Annotated in this window: 22 protein-coding genes; 5 read left to right on the top strand and 17 right to left on the bottom strand. The window is 64.1% G+C overall.

The window, feature by feature from the left end:
- Position 1 precedes the first annotated feature (1 nt).
- The 7 genes from F3H35_RS07120 to F3H35_RS07090 form a co-directional block, all read right to left on the bottom strand.
- A complete protein-coding gene (locus F3H35_RS07120) occupies positions 2–829 on the bottom strand; it encodes an ABC transporter ATP-binding protein (RefSeq protein WP_188129906.1) in 828 nt (275 codons plus the stop codon).
- Positions 829–1,851: a FecCD family ABC transporter permease gene (locus tag F3H35_RS07115; RefSeq protein WP_188129905.1), complete on the bottom strand. Its 1,023-nt coding sequence runs from the start codon at positions 1,849–1,851 to the stop codon at positions 829–831. The genes F3H35_RS07120 and F3H35_RS07115 overlap by 1 nt, the downstream gene beginning before the upstream one ends.
- Entirely contained in the window at positions 1,824–2,852 is a 1,029-nt protein-coding gene (locus F3H35_RS07110) for an iron ABC transporter substrate-binding protein (RefSeq protein ID WP_149778929.1), read from the bottom strand. Before F3H35_RS07110 ends, F3H35_RS07115 begins: the two co-directional genes overlap by 28 nt.
- A gap of 156 nt (positions 2,853–3,008) precedes the next feature.
- Complete coding sequence (locus F3H35_RS07105) at positions 3,009–4,502, bottom strand: tripartite tricarboxylate transporter permease (protein WP_149778928.1); 1,494 nt, start codon at positions 4,500–4,502, stop codon at positions 3,009–3,011.
- Between the two features lies 1 nt (position 4,503).
- Positions 4,504–4,953 carry a tripartite tricarboxylate transporter TctB family protein gene (locus F3H35_RS07100; protein WP_149778927.1) on the bottom strand — a complete coding sequence of 150 codons (450 nt, stop codon included), beginning with the start codon at positions 4,951–4,953 and terminating at the stop codon, positions 4,504–4,506.
- A gap of 3 nt (positions 4,954–4,956) precedes the next feature.
- Complete coding sequence (locus F3H35_RS07095) at positions 4,957–5,907, bottom strand: tripartite tricarboxylate transporter substrate binding protein (protein WP_149778926.1); 951 nt, start codon at positions 5,905–5,907, stop codon at positions 4,957–4,959.
- A 30-nt stretch (positions 5,908–5,937) separates the two neighbouring features.
- Positions 5,938–6,666, bottom strand: a complete 729-nt coding sequence (locus F3H35_RS07090; protein ID WP_149778925.1) for a GntR family transcriptional regulator — start codon at positions 6,664–6,666, stop codon at positions 5,938–5,940.
- An 82-nt stretch (positions 6,667–6,748) separates the two neighbouring features.
- Here F3H35_RS07090 and F3H35_RS07085 point away from each other — a divergent pair, with 82 nt between their 5' ends.
- The gene (locus F3H35_RS07085; RefSeq protein WP_149778924.1) at positions 6,749–7,564 is read left to right on the top strand and encodes an amidohydrolase family protein; all 816 of its coding nucleotides are present in this window, start codon (positions 6,749–6,751) and stop codon (positions 7,562–7,564) included.
- Positions 7,565–7,771: 207 nt separating this feature from the next.
- On the opposite strand, the gene ribD is transcribed toward F3H35_RS07085, so the two are convergent.
- Both ribD and nrdR read right to left on the bottom strand, forming a co-directional pair.
- Positions 7,772–8,869, bottom strand: a complete 1,098-nt coding sequence (gene ribD / locus F3H35_RS07080; RefSeq protein WP_223228340.1) for a bifunctional diaminohydroxyphosphoribosylaminopyrimidine deaminase/5-amino-6-(5-phosphoribosylamino)uracil reductase RibD — start codon at positions 8,867–8,869, stop codon at positions 7,772–7,774.
- Positions 8,866–9,351, bottom strand: a complete 486-nt coding sequence (gene nrdR, locus F3H35_RS07075; RefSeq protein WP_007814316.1) for a transcriptional regulator NrdR — start codon at positions 9,349–9,351, stop codon at positions 8,866–8,868. Before nrdR ends, ribD begins: the two co-directional genes overlap by 4 nt.
- A 195-nt stretch (positions 9,352–9,546) precedes the next feature.
- Here nrdR and F3H35_RS07070 point away from each other — a divergent pair, with 195 nt between their 5' ends.
- Positions 9,547–10,224: an SDR family oxidoreductase gene (locus F3H35_RS07070; RefSeq protein WP_149778923.1), complete on the top strand. Its 678-nt coding sequence runs from the start codon at positions 9,547–9,549 to the stop codon at positions 10,222–10,224.
- Positions 10,225–10,240: 16 nt separating this feature from the next.
- On the opposite strand, the gene F3H35_RS07065 is transcribed toward F3H35_RS07070, so the two are convergent.
- The 7 genes from F3H35_RS07065 to F3H35_RS07035 all read right to left on the bottom strand — a co-directional run bounded on the left by F3H35_RS07065 (position 10,241) and on the right by F3H35_RS07035 (position 18,335).
- Positions 10,241–10,663: a secondary thiamine-phosphate synthase enzyme YjbQ gene (locus F3H35_RS07065; protein WP_149778922.1), complete on the bottom strand. Its 423-nt coding sequence runs from the start codon at positions 10,661–10,663 to the stop codon at positions 10,241–10,243.
- 4 nt (positions 10,664–10,667) lie between these two features.
- Positions 10,668–11,165 (bottom strand): hypothetical protein, encoded by a 498-nt coding sequence (locus F3H35_RS07060; protein ID WP_149778921.1) that lies wholly within the window; start codon positions 11,163–11,165, stop codon positions 10,668–10,670.
- 339 nt (positions 11,166–11,504) lie between these two features.
- Positions 11,505–13,493, bottom strand: a complete 1,989-nt coding sequence (gene rpoD / locus F3H35_RS07055; RefSeq protein ID WP_149778920.1) for an RNA polymerase sigma factor RpoD — start codon at positions 13,491–13,493, stop codon at positions 11,505–11,507.
- A gap of 109 nt (positions 13,494–13,602) precedes the next feature.
- On the bottom strand, positions 13,603–15,564 hold the full coding sequence (dnaG, locus tag F3H35_RS07050) for a DNA primase (RefSeq protein WP_149778919.1): 1,962 nt from the start codon (positions 15,562–15,564) through the stop codon (positions 13,603–13,605).
- Positions 15,565–15,621: 57 nt separating this feature from the next.
- Positions 15,622–15,951: a DNA primase gene (locus F3H35_RS07045; protein WP_149778918.1), complete on the bottom strand. Its 330-nt coding sequence runs from the start codon at positions 15,949–15,951 to the stop codon at positions 15,622–15,624.
- Positions 15,952–16,012: 61 nt separating this feature from the next.
- Positions 16,013–16,777, bottom strand: a complete 765-nt coding sequence (locus F3H35_RS07040; protein ID WP_188129904.1) for a class I SAM-dependent methyltransferase — start codon at positions 16,775–16,777, stop codon at positions 16,013–16,015.
- 127 nt (positions 16,778–16,904) lie between these two features.
- Positions 16,905–18,335, bottom strand: coding sequence for a Glu/Leu/Phe/Val family dehydrogenase (locus F3H35_RS07035; protein WP_149778916.1), 1,431 nt, complete (start codon positions 18,333–18,335; stop codon positions 16,905–16,907).
- Positions 18,336–18,693: 358 nt separating this feature from the next.
- Here F3H35_RS07035 and F3H35_RS07030 point away from each other — a divergent pair, with 358 nt between their 5' ends.
- From F3H35_RS07030 to F3H35_RS07020, 3 genes are read left to right on the top strand one after another with little or no spacing between them, the layout of a single operon-like run.
- A complete protein-coding gene (locus tag F3H35_RS07030) occupies positions 18,694–20,487 on the top strand; it encodes a VWA domain-containing protein (RefSeq protein WP_188129903.1) in 1,794 nt (597 codons plus the stop codon).
- Positions 20,484–21,017 carry a TadE/TadG family type IV pilus assembly protein gene (locus F3H35_RS07025; RefSeq protein WP_149778914.1) on the top strand — a complete coding sequence of 178 codons (534 nt, stop codon included), beginning with the start codon at positions 20,484–20,486 and terminating at the stop codon, positions 21,015–21,017. The genes F3H35_RS07030 and F3H35_RS07025 overlap by 4 nt, the downstream gene beginning before the upstream one ends.
- A 4-nt stretch (positions 21,018–21,021) precedes the next feature.
- Positions 21,022–21,597 carry a TadE/TadG family type IV pilus assembly protein gene (locus tag F3H35_RS07020; protein ID WP_149778913.1) on the top strand — a complete coding sequence of 192 codons (576 nt, stop codon included), beginning with the start codon at positions 21,022–21,024 and terminating at the stop codon, positions 21,595–21,597.
- A 23-nt stretch (positions 21,598–21,620) separates the two neighbouring features.
- Here the strand turns inward: F3H35_RS07020 and F3H35_RS07015 are convergent, their stop codons facing one another.
- Positions 21,621–22,124, bottom strand: coding sequence for a hypothetical protein (locus tag F3H35_RS07015; RefSeq protein WP_149778912.1), 504 nt, complete (start codon positions 22,122–22,124; stop codon positions 21,621–21,623).
- Between the last annotated feature and the right edge of the window lie 124 nt (positions 22,125–22,248).

Raw genomic sequence — 22,248 nt, 5'->3', positions numbered from 1 at the left:
CTCATGCGCCCCCGCCAGCGTTCTGTCTCATCTCGCTGGCCGACGACGCGCCACGAAGCGACGGCAAACACACCTTGCGGCCCGATGTCGTCGTCTCGACCGAGACGGGCAAACCATAGACATCGCCAAGCGCGCTTGCGGTCAGCACCTCATGCGCCGGGCCATGCGCGCGCATGCCGCCCTCTTTCATGAGCAGAACCCGGGCCTCCAGCGCAAACGCCTGATCGGGATCATGGGTCGACAGGATGACGCCGCAGCCTTCCGCCGATGCGGCCTGCGCCAGCAGGGCGATCTGCGCCAGAACCTGCGCCTGATTGCCGAAATCAAGGCTGGCCGTGGGCTCGTCCATGACGATCAGCGGCGCCTCCTGCGCCAGCGCCCGGGCGATGAGCACAAGCTGGCGCTGCCCTCCGGACAGGCGGGAATAATCCCTGTGCGCCAGATCCCCGATCCCAAGGCGCTCCATGGCCTCCTGCGCGATGGCGCGGTCCTGCCGTCCCGGTTGCCCGAAGGCACCAAGCCGCGCGGTCCGGCCCATCAGCACGACCTCCAGCGCCTCGAACGGAAACGGCGGCGCATGGGCTTGCGGCACATAGGCGATCCGTCGGGCGATGTCCGTGCGGCTTTGCGCCGTGATCGGCTGGCCCGCCAGCATGACATCCCCGGCAAGCGGCGGCAAAAGACCCAGAAGCGTTCGGAAAAGCGTTGTCTTGCCACAGCCGTTCGGCCCCAGAAGGCACAGGATATCGCCCGGCCTGACCGACAGGCTCAGACCCGCGCCGATCGGCTCCCGGCCATAACCGATGCTCAGGTCGCGCGCCTCCAGCATCACGACCAGCCCTGTCGGCCGCGCGCCAGCAGCCAGACGAAGAACGGCGCCCCGATCACCGCAGTGAGGATCCCCAAAGGCACCTCGGCCTGGGCGATCGTCCGCGCCAGCGTGTCCACCATCAGCAGATATCCCGCCCCGATCAGCACCGAAACCGGCAGCAACCGGCCAAAGCCCGGCCCCACCAGCATCCGCGCGATATGCGGAATGACCAGCCCGACCCAGCCCACGACGCCCGCCAGCGCCGTGACGCTTGCGGTAATCAACGTCGCCGCCACGATCACCACGAATCGCGTGCGCCCGGCCTCGACGCCAAGCGCGCGCGCTTCCTCGTCTCCAAGGCTGAGCACATTGATCCGCCAGCGCAGCAGCGCCAGCGGCACCAGCCCCACCAGCACCGCAGGCACGGCCGGAAGGATATCCTCGGTGGTGATCGCCGCCAGCGAGCCCAAAAGCCAGAAGGTGATCGCCGGCAATTGGTCATAAGGATCGGCCATCACCTTGAGCAGCGACGTCGCCGCCCCCGCCAGCGCCCCGATCACCACGCCGATGAGCACCAGTGTCAGGGTCCGGTCGGTATTGCGCACCAGCGACGCCACCAGCGTCACCACCCCCACCGCCGCCATGCCGCCCACAAAGGCCGAGGCCTGGATCGCCGCCACCGGCAGCGACAGGAATATCCCCGCCACGGCCCCCAGACCCGCCCCCGCCGACACGCCCAGAATATCGGGCGACACCAAAGGATTGCGAAACAGCGCCTGATAGCTGGCCCCGGCGGCCGCCAGCGCCGCGCCGACCAGCAGCGCCGCCGCCACTCTCGGCAGGCGGATGCTCCAGACCACGATCTCGGCCTGCGGGTCGCCCCTGCCCAACAGCGCCGCAAGCGTCTGCGCGGGGCTCAGGCCATAAGGCCCGATCATCACCGCACCGAACACCAGCGCCGCAAGAGCCAGCAGCAGACCGCCCGTCAGGCTCAGGACCGGCCTCCGCAAGCCTATCTTGGCGGTCGTCCCTCGGCCCATTCCAGCAACCCCTCCATTTCCTCGTCACTCAGGTCGACATGATAATAGAGCTCATAGAACTCACGTGTATCCCGGCGCAGATCGTCCTCCCACCGATCGGGGTAAAGCAACCCCGCCATCCAGCGCAGACCCATCATCCGGTTCAGCGACGGGGGCCGGTCGATCCAGCCGAAAGGGGCCGTGGGCGACAGATAGACCCGTCCTTCGCGCACCGCCTTGATCCCTTGCCAGAGCGGATCATCGAACACGCTTGCATGGAAATTCCTGTCCCATGTCACGATGATCTCGGGATTGGCCACGATCACCTGTTCCATCGACGCCTGCACCAGACCGCGTGTCGCGCCACCATCATCGGCCACGTTCCGCCCGCCGGCGCGCTCGATGATCTCGGTATTGATCGAGCCTTTCATGCCGGTCTCCAGCCCTTCGGGTCCACGCGCAAGATAGACACGCGGGCGCGCCTCGGGCGGCACATCCGCAAGGATCGCGTTGATCCGCGCGAATGTCCCCTCGACATCGCGCGCCAAGGCCTCACCGCGCTCCGGCGCCCCAAGCACCTCGCCCAGAAGCCGCAGCGCTTGCGGTGTGTTTTCGAACCGGCCATCGATCAGGATATAGGGAATGCCGGTCTGCTCCTGCACGCGGTTTGCAAGATCGACATAGGTGTCGCGCACCGATCCGAAATCGATGATCAGATCGGGATTGATCTGCAGCACCCGTTCCAGATTGGCCTCTCCGCCGCGCCCGGTGATGCGCCCGGTCTCGGGCAGGTCGCGGAACGGCTCGGCGATATAGGGGCGTTCTTCGGCGCGCAAGGCGCGCGGCCAGCCGGTCAGCGCCTCGGGCTTCATGATATAGACAAGGATCGAGGCCGGTGGCCCTGCGGCAAAGACAGTGCCGATCTCATCGGGGATCTCGACAACGCGCCCGGCGCTGTCGGTAATGCTGCGCGCCTGCGCGGGCAGCGCCAGCAGGGCAAGGATAAGCACCAGATACCGCATCTCAGTCTCCTGTCGGCTGTCGCCTGTTTGGCCGCGCCGCAAGAACCTCGCCCGGAACGGACCATGCGTGCGCTTTCGCGATCAGAGCACACTCCGCCCCGCGCGACAACGGCTTGCCGATACCTGCATCGCCGCTCGAGCTCGTCTTTGACCGTGTCAGCGCGCTCGAAGCCTGCGCCGCCGCAGCGCCTTGACGACGGGCCAGACGATCACCAGCAGCGTCATGACGATCAGGACAGCCGAAATCGGCCGCGTGAACAGCTCCGTTGCATCGCCGCGGCTTATCAGCAAGGCACGCCTGACGCTTTGCTCCGCCATCGGCCCAAGGATCATGCCAAGGATGATCGGCGCCAACGGCACGTTCACTTTCTCGAACAGATACCCGATCAGCCCGGCGCCGAGCATCACCCAAAGATCGACCGGACGACCGTTGATGACATAGACGCCAACGCACATCAAAATCAGGATCGACGGCACCAGAAGCACGCCGGGCAACCGCTGGAACTGTGCGAAGACACGCGTCGCCAGCGTCCCGCCCAAGGCAAAGATCAGCACCGAGGTCAGAAGCATTTCCATCATGAAGCCGCCCACAAGAACGGGGTTCTGATGGAACAGCTGCGGGCCGGGTTGCAGCCCGTGAATGGTCAGCGCGCTCAGGACCAGCGCCGCGACCACATTGCCGGGAATGCCCAGCGACAGCGCCGGGATCATCGAGGCGGCATTGTCCGCATTGTTCCCGCATTCGGCCGCCGCCACGCCCTGCGGATTGCCCTTGCCGAAGCTTTCGGGATCGTCCGAGGCATTCTTGGCCGCATTATAGCTCAGGAAGGCGGCGATATTGCCGCCCGCGCCGGGCAGGATGCCGACCGCGATACCAATGCCCGAAGACCGCAGCCATGTCGGCAGGAAGCTGCGCAGCTCTGCGCGGGTGAACGGCATATTCGTCAGTTTCAGCTGCGCCGCCGACAACCCCTTGAGATCGCATTTCTCCGCCAGTTGCAGAACCGGCGGCAGCGCATAAAGCCCCACCAGCACCACGATCAGATCCAGCCCGCCCAGCAACCATGTCTGCTCGAAGGTGAACCGTGCCTGACCCGACAAGGTGTCGATCCCCATGGTGCCGATCAACAGGCCCAGAACCGCCGCCATGATCCCCTTCACAGGGTCCGACCCGACCATCACCCCCACCGAAGCCATGCCGAAAATGGCGATCCAGAAATATTCCGCCGGCCCGAAATGCAGCGTGACGCGCGCCAGAAGCGGGCCCACCGTCATCAGCGCAATCGCGCTCGCGATGCCGCCCACCGCCGAGGACCAGCAGGCGATCTTGAGCGCCTTGGACGCCTCTCCCCTGTCGGCCATGGGAAACCCGTCAAAGGTCGTCGCGATCGACGCGGGCGTTCCGGGGATCCGCAACAGGATAGCCGGAATGGCGCCGCCATACATCGAGCCGTTATAGATGCCCGCGACCATGCCAAGCGCCACCAGCGGATCCATCGAATAGGTCAGCGGCAGAAGAAGTGCGATGGCCATGACCGGGTTCAACCCCGGCAGCGCGCCGATGAACACGCCAAGCAGCGTCGCCCCGATCATCGCGACAAGCGGGCCGACCGTCAGAACCTGCGCCAGGGCGTTCGTATAGAACTCCATGTCAGCCCGAACTGCCGAGGATGGACAGGATCGCCTCGCGGGGCAGCGGTTTCTCCAGCAGCACGGTGAACACGAGATAGACAGACGCCATGAAGATCACCGCCACCACCCCCGCCTGGACAGGGCGCCGCAATCCAAGCCCGAAGGGCATCGCCAGCATCAGCAGAAAGGAGGCGGTGTAGAACCCCAAGGGCACGACCGCCGCCACATAGAGCGTCGCGATCCCGACCGCCACCAGCAGCTTGCCCGGCGCCTCCACCAGCGCCCGCGCGCCGCGGCTGCCGGACCGGGCGGCCCTCACCGCCACGGTCCCTCCAAGAAGTGTCAGGATCAGGCCCAGCACCATGGGATAGATGCCGCTGGCCCCGGCATAGCCCCGCGCCATCCAGGCCGCGGCAAGGCCGAGGCCGGCCAGAGCCAGCCCCAGCACGATATCCTGACGCGCCTCCATCCCTCAGAGGCCAAGCGCCTTGGACACGGCCGCCAGCGCGTCGAACTCGGCCTGCAGCCGCGCACCCAACGCCTCGCCCTTGACCACATTGGGCACCTCGCCCTTGGTCTTCAGGAACTCCACATAGCCCGGATCGTTGACCGCTTCCTCGATCGTATCCGCCAAAAGGCTCACGATCTGCGGATCAAGACCCTTCGGCCCCAGAATGGCGCGCCACAGCAGCGTCTCCTTGTCGGCCATGCCAAGCGCCTCGAGCCCCGATGCGCCCGGCAGCGCAGGCACATCCGCCGCCGAGGTCACCAGCGGGCATTTCGCCTCACCGCTCTCGACATAGGGCAACACGGTCGAGATCGAGCCGCCATAGATATCCACGTGACCGCCCAGGAAATTCTGCAGCGTCTCGCCCGCCCCGCCAAAGGGAATGGCCACCGCCTCGATCTGCCTTGTCTGGAAGATCCGCTCGGCCGCAAGCTGCATCGTGCCGCCGATACCATCATTGCCATAGGTATACTTGCCCGGATTGGCCGCCAGTTCCGCCAGGAACTCCTCGCCGGTCGTCGCCGGGAAATCCGCCTTCACGCAAAGCGTATAGGCAGTCTCCGACGTCGAGGCGATCGGCGTGAAACTGTCCAGCGAATAGGCGACATTCTGAACCTGCGGCACGGTTGTCAGCGGGCTGTTCCATGTGGCGAAGAGCGCATAGCCATCGGGCTTGGCCTGCATGAATTGCGACGCGCCCACCGAGCCTCCACCGCCGCCCACATTCAGGATCGCGATCGAGGTGCCCAGCTTTTCCTCCAGCAGGATCGCAAGCTTGCGTGCGCTGGTATCCGTGCCACCGCCGGCTCCGGCCGGAATGGTCATCTCGATGGTGCGTTCGGGATATTCCGCCAGAACCGGCGCCGCCAGTGCGGCGGCGGCCGTCAGGCCGATACAGGCTGCCTTGAATGTCATCGTCTCTCTCCCTTGATGCATATGTGTTGGTCAGTTGATTTCGCTGCGATAGCGGAACTCGGTGGCGCTGCCGCTTGCAATGCGCCATTCGATCGGGGTGTTCTCGATGTCGAAAGCCGTGCGCTTGATCACCGCAAGCGGATCGCCGGGCTTGATCCGAAGTTGCTGCGCCACCCGCTCCGAAGCCCACCCGAAGGACACCTCGTCCGTCGCGTGTTTCACCATTATTCCGAAATGCTCGAAATAAAGCGGATAGAGCAGCGGCCCCAGAGCGGCCTCCGGCAAGGTCTCGAACCCCGCAAAGCGCCGGGCGGGGATGTATATTTCCTCGAAAAGAACCGGCTGGTCCGACAGGCTGCGCAACCGCACGATCTTGATGACCTCCCGGGTGCCCAGCACCCGGGCCGCCTCGTCCGGCGCCTCGGTGATGCTGCGCAAGAGAATATGGCTCGACGGGATCGACAGGGGCGCACCGTCCTTTTCCCGGATCGGAAAGAAGCGGAACAGGGTCGCATTGAAGGACGGCGCGCGCACGCGGGTCCCGGACCCCTGACGACGCTCCAGAAGCCCCTCCTCCACCAGCCCGTCCACCGCCTTGCGGACGGTCCCGATGGAGACGTCGAATTCCTTGGCAAGACGCGCCTCGGACGGGATCGGCTGATCGGGGGTCCACTCGCCCTCGGCGATCCGCGCCGTCAGCGTGTCCCGCAGCCGGACATAGGCCGGAAGCCTTGCATCGATAGCCTTGAGTCGATCCATCCCGTTCTCCTCCTGGCGTCGGGTTTAGTCCATCTTGACCCCTATAGTCAACTAGTCATATATATGTTTTGAGGAGGCCCCGATGATCCGGTTCGACTGTCACGCGCATGTCTACGAAACGCTGGCTGCGGTGGACGGCGCGCGCTATGTGCCGGCGCGCCCCGCGCCGTTGCGCGACTGGCTGACCCAACTGGAACACCGCGGCATCTCGGGGGGCGTGATCGTTCAGGTCAGTTTTCTGGGGGCCGACAATTCCCAGCTCTGTGCGGCGCTCTCACAGCTCGATCCCGCACGGTTCGCGGGCGTCGGCGTCTTGCCGCTCGACGCTGGCGACGCGGCCTTCGACCGGCTCGCCGCGTGCGGGATCCGCGGCATCCGCTGGAACCTCGTGCGCGGCGCCGACATCCCCGATCCCGGCGCGCCTGCAACCCGCGCCTTCCTGCACAGGCTGCGCGCGCGCGGCATGCATCTCGAAATGCATCTCGAAGGCCCCCGCCTCGCTCCGCTCCTGCCGGCGCTGGCCGACCTGGGGATCGATGTGGTGATCGATCATTTCGGCCTGCCCTCCGACCCCGCCCCCAAGGACGATCCGATGCTGCGCGCGGTCAGGCAGCTGCAGGACCGACAGGCGCTCTTTTTCAAGTTCTCCGCGCATTACCGGGTCCCTTTCGACGTGGCCCCGCATGCCCGGGACCTGCTCGAGATGCTCGATGCCGATCATGTGGTCTGGGGCAGCGACTGGCCCCATACACAACATGAAACGCGCACCGATTATGCTCGGGTCTGGGCCCATGCGCCGCATTTGGGCACCCTGTCCGATCACCGCGCGGCGCAACGCCTCTACGGGATCGAAGCCGCACAGCTCAAGGCCGATCGGGCTGGCGCCGATCCCCGGTGACCCACCCCGAGCGGGCCTTGGGTCATCCCGATGAGCACAGATCGGCCGATGCGGCGACCTCGGAAGACGGGAGCCTCCGGCGGGGATATTTTAAGCCAGAAGAAACGGGGGGCGGCGCGGCTTTCTTCTGGCTGCAAATATCCCGGGGGAGGCGTTGAAATCCTTCAGGATTTCAATGTCGGGGGCAGAGCCCCCAAAAGACCCGTTTCAGGACGCGATCCAGCGGCTCATCGCATCATTGCCCAAGACCCGCAATTCCTGCAGCCGGAAGCGCTCGGCGCCGTCGAGACGATCGAGCCCCATCGCCCCCAGGGCCGGCAGGCCTTCGGCGCCGATCATCAGACCGGCGGAAAACAGCACCAGCTCATCCACCAGCCCCGCCCCGAGAAGCGACGCGGCGAGGCTGCCGCCGCCTTCGCAGAAAATCCGCGTGAGGCCCTTTTGGCCAAGTGCGAGCAACACCGCCTCCATGTCGAGTTGCCGGCCCGTCAGATCGCAGGCGATCCGCTCGGCGCCGATCCCGTCCCAGGCGTCGGCCAGGGCCGCGTCCGGGTCCGGGCCGTGGCACAGCCACAAGGGCACCTCGCGCGCGGTTTGCGCCAGTTGCGACATCAGCGGCAGGTCGAGCCTGCGCGAGACGACGATCCGCACCGGTTGGCGCGCGACATCGCCCTGGCCACGCACCGTCAGCATCGGATCATCGGCGCGCGCCGTGCCTGCCCCGACCATCACCGCGTCATGGCGCGCGCGCATCGCATGCACGGCATGGCGCGCTTGCCGCCCGGTGATCCATTGGCTGTGTCCCGAGGCCGTGGCGATCCGCCCATCGAGCGAGGTGGCCAGTTTCAGCGTCAGATGCGGGCGTCCGCCCCCTGCCCGGCGCAGGAAACCACCCAGATCGCGCATCGCCTCTTCAGCCAGAACCCCGGTCGTGACCTCGATCCCGGCGGAACGCAGCCGCGCGAATCCCTTGCCCGACACGCGCGGATCGCTGTCCGAGACCGGCGCCACCACCCGCGCCACACCCGCCGCAATAAGCGCCTCGGTGCAGGGCGGCGTGCGGCCATGATGGGCGCAAGGCTCGAGGCTGACATAGACCGTCGCACCACGCGCCGCGTCCCCGGCGCGCGCCAGGGCCTGCGGTTCGGCGTGGGGCCGACCGCCGACGCCGGTCCAGCCGCGCCCCACCACGCGCCCCTCGCGCACCACGACACAGCCCACCGCCGGGTTGGGCCAGCACCGGCCCTGGCCGCGCCGCCCCAGCGACAGGGCGAGGGCCATGAAGCGGGCGTCGTCGCGGCTCACTCGTCCGGTTGCTTGGCTTCGGCGATCGCCTCGTCGGGGCGCAGTTCGCTCACGAACTTGTCGAAATCATCGGCCGCCTGGAAGTTCTTGTAGACGCTGGCAAAGCGCACATAGGCCACCGTGTCGATCCGCGCGAGGCTTTCCATCACGATCTCGCCCACGGTTTTCGACGGGATATCCGTCTCGCCCATGCTTTCGAGCCGCCGTACAATCCCCGAGATCATCTGCTCGATGCGCTCAGGGTCCACGGGCCGCTTCTGCAGCGCGATCCGGATCGAGCGTTCCAGCTTGTCGCGGTCGAAATCCTCGCGCCGCCCGTTGGTCTTGACCACCACCAGATCGCGCAATTGCACGCGCTCATAGGTGGTGAACCGCCCGCCGCAAGCCGGGCAGAACCGGCGCCGTCGGATCGAAACATGATCCTCCGCGGGCCGTGAATCCTTTACCTGAGTGTCGATATTTCCACAAAACGGGCAGCGCATCGGCCGTTCCCCTTTCTTGTCCGCCTCTTGGTCATGGGTCTGAGGCCCATTTATCCACAGCCACTATAGGAGACCCGCAAGGTTTTGGGTAGGGGGGAAATGACACCCCTAGATAAAGGCCCACGCCCCCCTTTGACCGAAGCGACCCGGCACCTACCTGTCAGTAAGACGCAAGGATCAACGAAAGGACAGGCCATGACTGCCAAGACCCTTTTCATCACCGGCGCATCCTCGGGCATCGGCGCCGCCACCGCCCGCGCCGCGGCCCATGCGGGGTGGAACGTGGCGCTTTTCGCACGCAACCGCGAAAAACTCGACGCCCTCGCCGATGAGATCGGCCCCGACCACGCGCTGGCCCTGCCCGGCGACGTCACCCGCCTCGACGACATCAGCGCCGCGATCGAACGCGCCGCCACGCATTTTCAGGGGATCGACGCGGTCTTTGCCAATGCCGGCACCGGGCTGTCCACCCCCGGAATCGAACAGGGCGACCCCGAGGAATGGCGCACCATGATGGAGGTCAACGTCATGGGCCTTCTGTGGACCATCAAGGCCGCCCATGCCGCGCTCAAGGCCAGCCGCGGCCACCTGATCCTCACAGGTTCGGCCGCCGGCAAGCGCTACATCCCCGGCTCCATCTATGGCGCGTCCAAATGGTTCGTGCACGGGCTGGCGGGCAACATGTCCGAGGCGATGCGTGACTGGGGCGGGCGCTGCACGGTGATCGCGCCCGGCATGGTGGACACGCCGTTTTTCGACGAACCCAAACCCGACAAGCTGCAGCCCGCGGATGTCGCGGCCTCGGTCGTGCATGCGCTCGAACAACCGCGCCGCGCCGACCTGCGCGAGATCTTTCTCATGCCCACAGGCTGAGCGCTCAAAGGCGCGCTCAATCCGCCATCAGATGCGCCGCCACCGCGCGCCGGTGCGGCGCATCGCGATGCTCGAAGACGTAAATCCCCTGCCATGTGCCCAGCACCGGATGCCCACCCCTGACCGGTATCGACAGGCTGACCGGCATCATCGCCGCCTTGATATGGGCCGGCATGTCGTCGGGGCCTTCGGTGGTGTGGCGCAGATAGGCCATCGCCGGATCATTGGCCTTCGGCACCAGCCGCGCGAAATAGGCCCTCAGATCGCCCTGCACATCCGGATCGGCGTTTTCCTGTATCAGCAGGCTTGCCGATGTGTGGCGGATGAACAGCGTCAACAGCCCGTCGCCCACACCCGATCCGGCGACCCATGCGGTCACCTGCCGGGTGAACTCGTACAGCCCCTGACCGTTGGTTTCGATGGTGAATGTGGTCTGCATCGGCTCAGCACCCTGTCCAGTCTTGCGCCTCGCCGGACCAGCATTGGCCCGCCGCCTCCTTGGCCTCAAAAAGCGGATAGAGATCCGCCACCGTCACACTGCCCGGATCACAAGGCAGCTCGGCCAGCTGCGCATCGCCGCGCAGCACATGCACCGCCCCTGTCACCTCGCGGCTCTCGCTCAGCCGGTCCACCGCATAGCTCACCCGATAAGCATATCCGGCATTGGCGAAAACCGCCGCCTCGGACAACCAGCGCCCGACACCGGACCAGGGCCACATATCCACTTGCGCGACAGGCTGCGCCAGCAGCAAATCCGCCGTCCCTGTCGCAGGACCAAAGCGGTAAGTGGCGACATCGCCCTGCAGGCAGGCATCTACCGCCTTTGCGCCCTGCTCCAGCGTGCAATGAAACAGCGGTGTGCCGGCGCCAAAACACCCCTCGGCCCCCGCCGAACCGGTGGTCACGCCCAGTGCCATCGCGCTCAGTATCATGCCGCGCATGCCGTCTCCCCCTCAAAGGTTACGCCCCAAAGCATAGCACGCCCCGGCCACGCCCGCCCATTCCTTTCAAGCAGGTGACACCACCGCACGGCCTGTTCACAAACACGAAGCGGTCGCAGTATTTACCCTTTGGTGACACCTCCGTGCGTTTGGACACCAGCACGGCCCCGGCCCGGCCAATCGTCAACCCGGCGCGCGCCCCTTCACCCCCGAAACTGCCCCGAAACCGGCCCGAACCCCTTTCGTCCCAAATGCGCGTAGGTTTCGTACCAGTCGTACACAGCCGGACATGAAAAAAGGCCGCGTCAAACGCGGCCCTTTCATGCACTTTGGTGCAGCTTACTGATCGAGGAACGAGCGCAGCTTGCGCGACCGCGACGGGTGCTTGAGCTTACGCAGCGCCTTGGCCTCGATCTGCCGGATCCGTTCGCGGGTCACGCTGAACTGCTGACCCACTTCTTCCAGCGTGTGGTCGGTGTTCATGCCGATGCCGAACCGCATCCGCAGCACACGTTCCTCGCGCGGCGTCAGGCTCGACAGAACCCGCGTCGTGGTTTCGCGCAGGTTGTCCTGAATGGCGCTGTCCAGCGGCAGGACGACGTTCTTGTCCTCGATGAAATCGCCAAGCTGGCTGTCTTCCTCGTCGCCGATCGGGGTCTCGAGGCTGATCGGCTCCTTGGCGATCTTCATCACCTTGCGGACCTTTTCCAGCGGCATCTGCAGCTTTTCGGCCAGTTCTTCCGGCGTCGGCTCGCGGCCGATCTCGTGCAGCATCTGTCGCCCGGTGCGCACCAGCTTGTTGATCGTCTCGATCATGTGCACCGGAATACGGATGGTGCGCGCCTGATCGGCGATCGAGCGGGTGATCGCCTGACGAATCCACCATGTCGCATAGGTCGAGAACTTGTAGCCCCGGCGATACTCGAACTTGTCCACCGCCTTCATCAGGCCGATATTGCCTTCCTGAATGAGATCAAGGAATTGCAGGCCCCGGTTCGTGTATTTCTTGGCGATCGAGATAACCAGCCGCAGGTTGGCTTCGACCATTTCCTTCTTGGCCAGACGGGCTTCCTTCTCGCCCTTCTGCACCTGTGCGACGATGCGGCGGAATTCGCTGATGTCGAGGCCCACATACTGGCCCACTTGCGCCATGTCGGCGCGCAGCTCGGACACCTTGTCCAGCGAGCGTTCCATGAACATCTTCCAGCCGCGCCCGTCCTTCTCGGCCATGTCGTCCAGCCAGTTGGGGTCCAGCTCGCGGCCACGGTATTCGTCGATGAACTCGCGCCGGTTGATGCGGGCCTGATCGGCCAGCTTCACCATCGCTCCGTCGATCTGCATGATCCGGCGGTTGATCCCGTAAAGCTGGTCGATCAGCGCCTCGATGCGGTTGTTGTGCAGATGCAGCGAGTTGACCAGTTGCACGATCTCGGAGCGCAGCGTCTGGTATGTCTCTTCCTGCTTGGCGCTGAACGATCCATCCTCGTTCAGCGTGGCCGAGATGCGGCTGTCCTGCATCTCGCTCAGTTTCTCGTAATCGTCGGCGATCCGGTCCAGCGTTTCCAGAACCCGGGGTTTCAGCGCGGCTTCCATCGCCGCAAGGCTCATATTGGCCTGTTCGTCCTCGTCGTCATCGTCTTCGCTGGCAATCGGGTTGCCGTCGGCATCCAGTTCCGGCTGGCCATCGTCGCGCCGCTCCGAGGCGGGCGCGGTCGTCACGTTGGCCGCTTCGACCACCGCCTCGGCCTCTCCGTCCTCGCCCATCTGGGTGCCGAACGTGGCTTCCAGGTCGATGACGTCGCGCAGAAGGATGTCCTCGCCCAGAAGTTCGTCGCGCCAGATGGTGATGGCCTGAAAGGTCAGCGGGCTTTCGCACAGGCCCGCGATCATCGTGTTGCGCCCGGCCTCGATGCGCTTGGCGATGGCGATCTCGCCCTCGCGGCTCAGCAGCTCGACGCTGCCCATCTCGCGCAGATACATGCGCACCGGATCGTCGGTGCGGTCCAGCTTCTCGTCCTTGCCCGAGCCAAGCGCCAACTCCCCCCGGCGGCCGATCTCGGCCACGGCGGTGGATTTCTGCTCTTCTTCCTCGGCGTCCTCTTCCTCGATGATGTTGATGCCCATCTCACTGAGCATCGACATGACGTCCTCGATCTGTTCCGACGACACCTGATCGGGCGGCAGCACCTTGTTGAGCTGATCGTAGGTGATGAACCCCTTCTCGCGCGCCTCACCGATCATCTTCTTGACCGCCGCCTGGCTCATGTCGAGAGAAAGCTCGGCCTCCTGATCCTCGGGTTTCTGGTCGTCGTTATCCTTGGCGGCCATGAAAGTCTCCTGAGCAGTGAGCGATCGAGTGATTCGAATCAATATCGCGTTCTAGTGATTCGCACACCCTGTACCCTGTCTTCTTTACCTATTTCTCACCAAACCACAATCAACGGGCCGGTTTGGAAAAGGTGATGCCGTTCAGCAGCTTTTCCAGTCTTTCGCGCTCATCGCGACTGATTCGCGCGCCGTTCTCCGCTAGATCGTATTCAGTCGTGTCTTCCGTCTGGCTGCGCAAAGCGCGCTGTCGTTCTTCGGCGGCCTGTCCCAACCGCCATGTCACCGCCTCGTCAGCAACGCCCGCAAGATCCTCCGCGGCCTCCCTGACTTCGGCGTTGAGGCCGCGCTCGGCCTCGAGCTTTGACAATTCTTCCGCGATGGTCATGCGGGCGATGTCCGGATCACCCGGACGGCGCACAGCAGGAGCCAGAGCGACATGGGGAAGCGACAACAGCTTTTCAAGGGCATCGCCCCCGGCCTCCGCCTCAAGCCGCGCACGCAGCGCCTCGCCCGCCTGCCCCGCATGGCGCAGGATCAGCCCGCGAAGCCGCTCATGTTCGGGATCCGAACAGGTCATCCCTTCCAACTGTCCCTCGACATCGTCGAACACCTGCGGCGTGCAGATCACCGTGGCCAGGATCAGCGCCTCCCTGAGACGCTGATGCGCCCCCTCGCCCGCCGCCACCAGAAGCGATGCGCGGGTGGTCTGGCGTGCGCTGGCCGGAGGCTGCCATCGACCGCCCCGCCCAAAGCCCTGACGCGCGCTGCCGCCCTCCTGCCGCCGGGGGCTGAACAGCGCCCAGCGCAATTCCTTGATCGCCTCCCCGTAATGACTGCGGATCGAAGGATCACGGATCAGCATGATCTTCTCGCGCAGCGCCTTGTCCAGCGACGCGCGCCGCTCGGGGCTGTCGAAAACACGGCCCTCGGTCTCGCGCTGCCAAAGCAGTTGCACCATCGGCAAGGCCCGGTCCAGGATCTCCTGCACCGCCACCGGCCCCTTGGCCCGCAAGAGATCGTCGGGGTCCATTCCCTCGGGCATCAGCGCGAAGCGCAGCGATTTGCCCGCCTCCAGCAGCGGCAGCGCCACATCGATCGTACGATACGCCGCGCGCAGGCCCGCCCCGTCCCCGTCCAGCGCGATGATCGGCTCATCGGCGATGCGCCACAGCAATTGCAGATGATGCTCAGTCACCGCCGTGCCAAGCGGGGCCACAGACGCATCGAACCCCGCCATCGCCAGCGCGATCACATCCATATAGCCTTCGGCTACGATCAGTGGCTTGCCCTTGCCCGCAGCTTCCCGGGCCGGACCGTGATGATACAGAACACGCGACTTGTCGAAGAGTTCCGTATCCTGTGAATTCAGATATTTGGCATCATCGGCAGGGTCCATCGCCCGGCCACCGAAGGCGATGCAGCGCCCGCGCGGATCGCGGATCGGAAACATGATGCGGTTGCGGAACGCGTCATAGGGCCGCCCTCCGGGCTTGGTGCTGCGTCGGCACAACCCGCAATCGAGGATCAGCTCCTCCTCCACGCCCTTGCTCGTCAGATGCTCCAGCAGCGCCTGCCACGAGGCGGGCGCGAAACCGATCTCGAACCGCTCCTGACCGGCCTCCGCCAGCCCTCTGCCAGCCAGGTAATCGCGCGCCGCGGCGCCTGCACCCATCTTGAGCTGCAGGCGGAAGAACTGCACCGCCATCTCCATGACCTCGGCAAGCTGCTGGCGCCGATCCGCCTTTTGCTGGGCCTGGGGGTCGCGTTCGGGCATCGGCATGCCCGCTTCGGCCGCGAGGATCCGCACGGCCTCCATGAAATCGACATTCTCGGTGTCCTTCACGAAACCGATCGCGTCGCCCTTGGCATGACAGCCGAAGCAGTAATAAAAGCCCTTGCGGTCATCCACGTGAAAGCTGGCGGTCTTTTCCTGATGGAACGGGCATGGCGCCCACATGTCGCCCTTGGCCTGATTGGACTTGCGCATGTCCCACATGACCTTGCGGCCCGCCACCTGAGACAGCGACGTCCTCGAGCGCAATTCATCAAGAAAACCGGGTGGAAGACTCATACCCGGAATATGGTGGATACGGTCCGCCACGGCAAGGACCGTGCGCGATCATTCCCGCTACTGGCTGAATTCGAGGCACTGTTTTTCAAACGCGCCACCGACATCGAGCGCCAACTGATCTTCCGGCAGGGTGAACACCCACTCCACCAGCGGCGTGATACCGGGCGCATATCTGGCGGGAATACCGCTCTCGGCGGCCTCCATCATCGCCTTGGTGGCCTGTGCATCGCGCCCCTCCTGGCGGGCATCGACCGCCAATGTGACGATATCGGCCTGCGCCGCGCAGCGTTCGGCCTTCTGGGCGGCGGTCTCGGCCGAGGCCGCTCCGGCCAGCACGGCAAGCCCGCAGGACAATGTCAGAACACGCAGCATGAGACCCTCATTCATTCTCTGTCGCCCCGCATCCTGTCAGCCACGGTCAGGCGCCGCAACCCCCTTGCATCGCCGCTCATACATCCTGTGCCGGACGTCGGAAGGCAAGCAGCCGAGACTCGATCTCGCGACCGCCCTTCTCACCGGTTTTGATGAGGTCCCCATCATGCCGGTGATGGATCAGCGGCGTCATGCGCTCGATATAGTCCTGCACAGGTCTGGCCCAACCGGATTCCTGATAGCGTATCGGCTCGGGATGGGTCACCACCTGAAGCACGACGATACAGCCGGGTTTGTGCACCAGTGCCAGCAGCCTGTCATAAAAGGTCTCTTCCTCGTCCGGATGGACATGGCACACCACGTTGAAGGCAAAGACAAGATCAGGGCACAGTCCTGCAGCGGTCTCAAGGGCGCTGTCGAATGTGCCGAGCACCGGGCGCTTGGCGCGCACCAGCTCCGCAAAAGCGGTGCGACCCTCGTCGATCAAAGCCTGCGAGATATCCAGCCCGGCGAACCGGCCCGGGCCAAGATGATCGATGAAATGCGCGCCGATCCGCAAGGTTCCGCAGCCCAGCTCGCAGACCGCACTGTCCTTCGGCAGAGATTTCGCACCGGTCACGAAGCTGAACGCGTCACAGACCCGACGGAACGACCCCTTGCCCGAAACCCGCCAATCCCCCGTGGTCAGATTGCGCCCCAACGAGGCATGCGGATGCCCCGCCATGATTTTCGGGACGTGAACCCCGTCGAAATATTCCGAAAAACTCTTGCCCGGGTTCTTCTTGAGCCATGCCTTATAGCGCGCATCAAGGGCCGTCTCGTCTGGCGTCCTGTCAGTCATCTGGTCCCAACCCATGCCGCTCATGCCGGGTATTTACGGCGGCCATGCCATCACGGCCGCCGTTGACTCATAGACATTGTGCGTCGAGTTGGCAATTTAAGGTTGTTCTTTATGTCACCTTGATCGCCTACAGACCGAGCGCGCGATAGCTTGCGGCAACCTTGTTGATCGATACCAGATAGGCCGCGGTCCGCAGGTCGGTCACATCCTCGCGCCCGTGCCACACCTCGCGCATCGACTGGTAGGCGATGCGCATCGTGTCATCGAGACCCGAGCGCACCAGTTCAAGCTCGCCCGCGCCGCGCAGGTATTTCTGCTTGAAGTCGGGGCTCATGACCCAGGCATCGCCGAGATGACGGTCCAGCCGCTCCAGCTCGTCCACGATCAACTGATGCCGCGCCTCTTCCTGGCGGCGGCCCATCCGGCCAAAGCGGATATGGCTGAGGTTCTTGACCCATTCGAAATAGGACACCGTCACGCCGCCGGCATTGGCATACATGTCCGGAATGATCACCGTGCCCTTCTTGCGCAGCACTTCGTCGGCGCCGGCGGTGACCGGGCCATTCGCCGCCTCGATGATCAGCGCCGCCTTGATGCGTTCGGCATTGCCAAGGTTGATCACCCCTTCCATCGCCGCCGGGATCAGGATGTCGCACTCATGTTCGAGCACGGCAGCCCCCTCGGCGGTATGGGTGGCATCCGGATAGCCGGTCACGCCGCCATGTTTCATGATCCAGCCGCGCACCGCTTCGACATCCAGACCCTCGTCGCTGTAAAGCGCGCCGTCATGCTCGATGATGCCGGTGATGACCGCCCCATCCTCTTCCTGCAGGAACTTGGCGGCATGATAGCCCACATTGCCCAGGCCCTGCACGATCACGCGCTTGCCGTCCAGCGATCCGGACAGGCCGGCGGCGGCCATGTCCTCGGGGTGGCGGAAAAACTCGCGCAGCGCATATTGCACGCCGCGTCCCGTCGCCTCGACACGGCCCGCGATGCCACCGGCATTCAGCGGCTTGCCGGTCACGCAGGCGCGCGCATTGATGTCGGTGGTGTTCATGCGCCGGTATTGATCCGCGATCCAGGCCATCTCGCGTTCGCCAGTGCCCATGTCCGGTGCCGGCACGTTCTGGCTCGGATTGATCAGGTCGCGCTTGATCAGCTCATAGGCAAAGCGGCGGGTGATGCTTTCCAGCTCGTGCTCGTCCCATTCGCGCGGGTCCACGCACAGCCCGCCTTTCGATCCGCCGAACGGCGCCTCCACCAGCGCGCATTTATACGTCATCAGCGCCGCCAGCGCCTCGACCTCGTCCTGATTGACCGACAGCGCATAGCGGATACCGCCCTTGACCGGCTCCATATGTTCCGAATGCACGCTGCGATATCCGGTGAAGGTCTGGATCTTCCCGCGCAGCCGCACGCCGAAGCGCACAGTATAGGTGGCGTTGCAGACGCGGATCTTTTCTTCAAGCCCGGGGGGCAGGTCCATCAGCGCAACCGCGCGGTTGAACATAAGGTCCACGCTTTCGCGAAACGACGGCTCATTCAGGTGTTTCATCAGACGTTCCTTTTTCCCGGTCCTGCTCCGTGATGTTGCAAACGCTGTGCCAGATAGGCGTTAAACCACCGTGAAGGTCAGCGACTTTTTTGTCCACCCATGGGCCGGGCGAATCTCCTGCGCCTGTTTGCTCCGGGATTGCATAACAATCCGGAAACAGTCCCTGGGAAACGATAAAAACTGTCTCACATCATGGGGTTAAATGACGAAATAACTCTGGATTCAGCCTTAATTCTGTCACTAGGATCGCACAGATATTAACGCTCGACTGCCTATTTAAAGTGTTCTGCAACCCAAAGGTGATGCTATGACTGGCTTGGGAATTTGCCCATCCATCCGCAAGACCCCCACAAACGGCATGCGCATTTCTCGCACCGCCGGGAGTTTTGCGACACGTGACGATGGGGCCATAACAATTCTGTCGCTCTTTTTGTTCGTCGTCATGCTCGCCGCTGCCGGCCTGGGCATCGATGTCATGCGCCACGAAATGGCGCGCACCCATCTACAGGCGACGCTCGACAGCGCGGTTCTGGCCGGGGCCGGCGCCCCTGCCGATGCCACCGCCGACGACGTGAAATTCATCGTCGAGGATTACTTCGACGCAGCGGATCTGAGCCAGTATCTCAGCACCATCGATCCCGACACGGATATCGTCGCATCGCTCAATGCCAAAAGCGTCACCGCCTCGGTCGAGCTCGAGATGGACACCTTCCTGATGCGCCTGTCCGGCGTGGACACCCTGACAACCGCCGGCGGCGCCACCGCCGCTATCGCAGCACCACGCATGGAAATCGTGCTTGTGCTCGACGTGTCCGGCTCGATGGAGGGCGAGCGTTTGACCAAGATGAAATCCGCCGCCAAGCAATTCGTCACCGATGTGATGAGCGCCTCGGATCAGGGCACGACCACGATCTCGATCGTACCCTACAGCTGGTCGGTGACCCCCAGCGACGAGATGTTCGAGGCGCTCTCGGTGGATGTCCGCCACAATTATTCGACCTGCATCGACTTTCTCGAGTCCGATTTCGAGAAAACCGCCATCGACCCGGCGCGCAGCTACGGGCAGACGATCTATACCTCGCTCACCGGGTCTTTCGGCAATATCGGCATCGGTGATCCGACCGTCACCAACACGGCCTATAACCGGACGTGCTACACGGACGAGTATTTCCGCATCCTGCCCTATTCCAACTCGGTCACGGCGCTGCACAACAAGATCGACAGCCTCAAGGCCGCAGGCAGTACCTCGACGCATCTGGGCATGAAATGGGCCGCCGGCCTTCTGGACCCGGCCTTCGCGCCCGTGGTCAGCAGCCTGCAGCAGACCCGCACCAAAACGGATTCCAGCGGCAATCTCGTGACCTACAATATCGTCGATCCCTCTATCAATAACACGCCCGCGCTCTATTCGACCGGACAGGTTCTCAAAGTGGCCATCGTCATGGGCGATGGTGCCAATGACTGGACCTATGGCCTCGACGATCCCAACGGGCTGATGAACCCCGATATCGTGGAAAATCACACCCAGCCGGATTACCGCGGACCGGACTCATATCTCTACAGGGTCCAGTATACCGACGACGTCTTCAAATACCGGTATTTCGTCTTCAACCCGAGCTTCATCTCCTACAGTGAAATGAACTGCAACACGGGCTATTGGGTCTGCGTCTATGAATCCGAGGACATCACCAACTATTACCTCTATTCGACCTACTGGAACGACTACACCGACATCACCAACGGCGTGTATCTCACCCCGGCGCAGTTCAATGCTCTGCCCACCACGCTGCCCAACTTCGACAGTCAGGAGCGGCTGTCCTGGGAAGAGGCATGGGGCCTGATGACGCCCGATTTCTACTCGAGAACCACCTTTGATTACGCGCCGGACAACATGTTCTCGAGAAACGGCAATGGCAGCATTGCCCCCGAAACCAAGGACGACCTTATGGCCGACATCTGTAGCGCCACCAAGTCCAAGGGCATCGTCGTCTATACCATCGCCTTCGAGATGGGCGAATTCAACAGCGCGGCCGACCGGCTCGAGAACTGCGCCTCCTCCCCGTCGCAGCACTTCGATGCGACCACGGTGAACATCAGCCAGGCTTTCGGGTCGATCGCCGCCAATGTCCAGAAACTGAGGCTGACCCAATGATCTGCGCCCTGTCCAGACGGCTCCGGCGGTTCAGACGTGCCGAAGACGGCAATGCGTCGATCGAATTCGTGATTATTTTCCCGGTTTTCATGATGTTCCTGATCTTCGCACTCGAGCTCAGCTTCATCACCCTGCGCCATGCCATGCTGGAACGCGGTCTCGATCTGACCGTCCGGCAGATCCGGCTGGGCTATGCGACACCGCCCAACCATCCCACGATCAAGAACATGGTCTGCGAATTCGCTCGGCTCGGCGGCAACTGCACGGAAAACCTGCGCCTCGAAATGCGGCCGATCGATCCGCGGGCCTATGTCGGGCTGGATACAGTCGCGGATTGCACGGATCGGGCCGAGCCGACCGCGCCTGTCAAGCAGTTCACACCCGGTCAGCGCAACGATCTGATGATCCTGCGCGCCTGCCTGAAATACGACCCCCTGATGCCCGATGCCGTTCTGGGCCGTGCCCTGCAAAAGGATTCCAGCGGGCAATCCGCTGTCGTCTCCCTCTCCGCATTCGTGAACGAGCCATGATCCGATGACATATGCCCGCCTCAAATCCTTCCTGCTGCGCTTCCGCGACGGTGTCCAGGGCACGATCACCGTGGAGGCCGTGGTGATCGTCCCGATCCTGTTCTGGGCGCTTCAGGCAACCTTCGAGATCTTCGAGATGTATCGCTTCAAAAGCGTCCGCGAAAAGGCGACCTATACCGTCACCGACATGATCTCGCGCGAACAGGCCGTCATCGATCAGCCCTTTCTGGACGGCGCCAAACAGCTGTTCGACGAGTTCACCAACGGTGTTGGCGAAAATCAGCTGCGGGTGACCGTGGTCACCTTCGACACGTCGACGAATGAATATTCCGTTGTCTGGTCCCAGATCCGCGGCACAGGCCCGATGAACCCGCTGCAAACCTCCGATGTCGCGACCGATCACGACTCCCTGCCCACTCTGGGCAATGGCCGTCAGCTGATCATCGTGGAAAGCTGGTCGAATTACGAGCCGCGCCTCAATGCCGGCTTCGATCCCTCGGTCCCGGTCACGACCCGTGTGTTCACCGGCCCGCGCTTCGTGGAGAACATCCAATGCCCAAGCTGCACGCCGAGCAGCTGACGCCGCATCCGCCCTGCCCGTGATCAGCGCTTGTCCTGCCGCTCCGCTGCGTGCTGCGCCATCATTTGGGTCAGAAGCTCGGCCATCACCCGGGCCTGCGATCCCGGCGTCACGCCACCGATGCCCACGCGCCGCCCCATGCGCCACCACAGGCCCGGCTCCCAACGCCGTGGCCCGGCGTCGCTCCCGGCTCTCAGCTTCAGCATGAACCCGTTCGACGGCTTGAACGCCAAGGCCCCCCGCTCCAGCTGCTCGACATCCGCGACCCTGACCAGCACCTCGCCCGTGCTGCTGCGCAGCTCGCTGCGCGTCAGCTCCAGATGCGCCATCGTGGCATGGCGCATCTTGTTGCTCAGCCACAGCGCCGTCAGCCCCAGCGCGATCAGGAACGCGGTCCAGCCCGGATGCCCCGGCGGCTCGAACAGCGCCACATAGACCGCCAGCGCGCCCAGCATCAGCACCGTTCCCACACCGAGCACCCGCCGCGGGGGCGATGCCTTCAAAACCGCCAGAACCTCGTCCGCCATCCATGTCTCCCAACTTGCCGCTGCGGCTTGAAGCGTTCCGCCTGTGACCTGAGGCACCAGCTAAAGGCGAAACGCGTGCAACGATCGAACAAGGCACTGCATCTCGCGAAAATCTGTGGGTCAG

Source organism: Roseovarius litoreus (assembly GCF_900142765.1).
GTDB lineage: Bacteria > Pseudomonadota > Alphaproteobacteria > Rhodobacterales > Rhodobacteraceae > Roseovarius > Roseovarius litoreus.
This window is presented reverse-complemented; position numbering and strand designations above follow the sequence as displayed.

What these genes read in the sequence shown, in the direction of transcription:
- rpoD (WP_149778920.1), bottom strand. Translation starts at nt 13,493, where the DNA reads ATGGCCGCCAAGGATAACGACGACCAGAAACCCGAGGATCAGGAGGCC.
- F3H35_RS07090 (WP_149778925.1), bottom strand. Translation starts at nt 6,666, where the DNA reads ATGGATCGACTCAAGGCTATCGATGCAAGGCTTCCGGCCTATGTCCGG.
- F3H35_RS07025 (WP_149778914.1), top strand. Translation starts at nt 20,484, where the DNA reads ATGATCTGCGCCCTGTCCAGACGGCTCCGGCGGTTCAGACGTGCCGAA.
- F3H35_RS07040 (WP_188129904.1), bottom strand. Translation starts at nt 16,777, where the DNA reads ATGACTGACAGGACGCCAGACGAGACGGCCCTTGATGCGCGCTATAAG.
- nrdR (WP_007814316.1), bottom strand. Translation starts at nt 9,351, where the DNA reads ATGCGCTGCCCGTTTTGTGGAAATATCGACACTCAGGTAAAGGATTCA.
- F3H35_RS07095 (WP_149778926.1), bottom strand. Translation starts at nt 5,907, where the DNA reads ATGACATTCAAGGCAGCCTGTATCGGCCTGACGGCCGCCGCCGCACTG.
- dnaG (WP_149778919.1), bottom strand. Translation starts at nt 15,564, where the DNA reads ATGAGTCTTCCACCCGGTTTTCTTGATGAATTGCGCTCGAGGACGTCG.
- F3H35_RS07015 (WP_149778912.1), bottom strand. Translation starts at nt 22,124, where the DNA reads ATGGCGGACGAGGTTCTGGCGGTTTTGAAGGCATCGCCCCCGCGGCGG.
- F3H35_RS07035 (WP_149778916.1), bottom strand. Translation starts at nt 18,335, where the DNA reads ATGAAACACCTGAATGAGCCGTCGTTTCGCGAAAGCGTGGACCTTATG.
- F3H35_RS07120 (WP_188129906.1), bottom strand. Translation starts at nt 829, where the DNA reads ATGCTGGAGGCGCGCGACCTGAGCATCGGTTATGGCCGGGAGCCGATC.
- F3H35_RS07105 (WP_149778928.1), bottom strand. Translation starts at nt 4,502, where the DNA reads ATGGAGTTCTATACGAACGCCCTGGCGCAGGTTCTGACGGTCGGCCCG.
- F3H35_RS07100 (WP_149778927.1), bottom strand. Translation starts at nt 4,953, where the DNA reads ATGGAGGCGCGTCAGGATATCGTGCTGGGGCTGGCTCTGGCCGGCCTC.
- F3H35_RS07065 (WP_149778922.1), bottom strand. Translation starts at nt 10,663, where the DNA reads ATGCAGACCACATTCACCATCGAAACCAACGGTCAGGGGCTGTACGAG.
- F3H35_RS07070 (WP_149778923.1), top strand. Translation starts at nt 9,547, where the DNA reads ATGACTGCCAAGACCCTTTTCATCACCGGCGCATCCTCGGGCATCGGC.
- F3H35_RS07060 (WP_149778921.1), bottom strand. Translation starts at nt 11,165, where the DNA reads ATGCGCGGCATGATACTGAGCGCGATGGCACTGGGCGTGACCACCGGT.
- F3H35_RS07045 (WP_149778918.1), bottom strand. Translation starts at nt 15,951, where the DNA reads ATGAATGAGGGTCTCATGCTGCGTGTTCTGACATTGTCCTGCGGGCTT.
- F3H35_RS07085 (WP_149778924.1), top strand. Translation starts at nt 6,749, where the DNA reads ATGATCCGGTTCGACTGTCACGCGCATGTCTACGAAACGCTGGCTGCG.
- F3H35_RS07030 (WP_188129903.1), top strand. Translation starts at nt 18,694, where the DNA reads ATGCGCATTTCTCGCACCGCCGGGAGTTTTGCGACACGTGACGATGGG.
- F3H35_RS07115 (WP_188129905.1), bottom strand. Translation starts at nt 1,851, where the DNA reads ATGGGCCGAGGGACGACCGCCAAGATAGGCTTGCGGAGGCCGGTCCTG.
- F3H35_RS07110 (WP_149778929.1), bottom strand. Translation starts at nt 2,852, where the DNA reads ATGCGGTATCTGGTGCTTATCCTTGCCCTGCTGGCGCTGCCCGCGCAG.
- F3H35_RS07020 (WP_149778913.1), top strand. Translation starts at nt 21,022, where the DNA reads ATGACATATGCCCGCCTCAAATCCTTCCTGCTGCGCTTCCGCGACGGT.